This window comes from Pseudonocardia adelaidensis (assembly GCF_039543345.1).
GTDB lineage: Bacteria > Actinomycetota > Actinomycetes > Mycobacteriales > Pseudonocardiaceae > Pseudonocardia > Pseudonocardia adelaidensis.
Window position 1 is genome coordinate 1 of sequence record NZ_BAABJO010000103.1, and the last position, 633, is coordinate 633.

The 633-nt window shown below is 74.7% G+C and carries 1 protein-coding gene; it reads left to right on the forward strand.

Annotation, left to right across the window (positions count from 1 at the left end):
- Nucleotides 1-633, forward strand: a 633-nt coding sequence (locus tag ABEA81_RS42420) for a DUF222 domain-containing protein (protein WP_345613730.1), incomplete at both ends; no start/stop codon positions are given.

Genomic DNA, 633 nt, shown 5'->3' on the forward strand with positions numbered 1-633 from the left:
CGCGCTGGAGATCGACGCCGACACCGAGTGCGAGGCCGGGCTGTCGGACGCCCAGCTGATCGATGCGATCGTCGGGTTCGACCGGGTCGCCGCATGGGCGCAGGCCCGGCAGGCCCGGCTGCTGGCCGAGTTCACCCGCCGCCGCCCCGGCGACGACCCCACCCTGGTGGCCACCGACAAGCCGTGCACCGTGAGCAGGTTCGCCCCCGACGAGGTCGGGCTGGCCCTGACCCAGGCCCGGCTCACGGCCAAGGCCCGGCTGGGGCGGTCGGTGCAACTGCAGCAGGTGCTGCCCGAGACCCTCGCGTTGTGGGAGCGGGGTCGGCTCGACGAACGCCGGGTCAGCGCGATCTGCGACGCCACCCACCACCTGAGCGCCGAGACCGCCCGCGCCGTGCAGCAGCGGGTGCTCGACCGCGCCCCGGAACAGACCCTCGGCCAACTCAAGGCCGCCCTGAAACGGGCCGTGATCGCCGCCGACCCCGAAGGAGCCGCCGAACGGCACCAGGCCGCCCGCCGCGACCGCCGGGTCTCCATCAGCGAAGAACAGGACGGGATGGCCTCGCTGTGGGCGCTGATGTCGGCCGCCGACGCCCAGGCCGGCTACCAGTGGCTCACCCGCCTGGCCCTGGG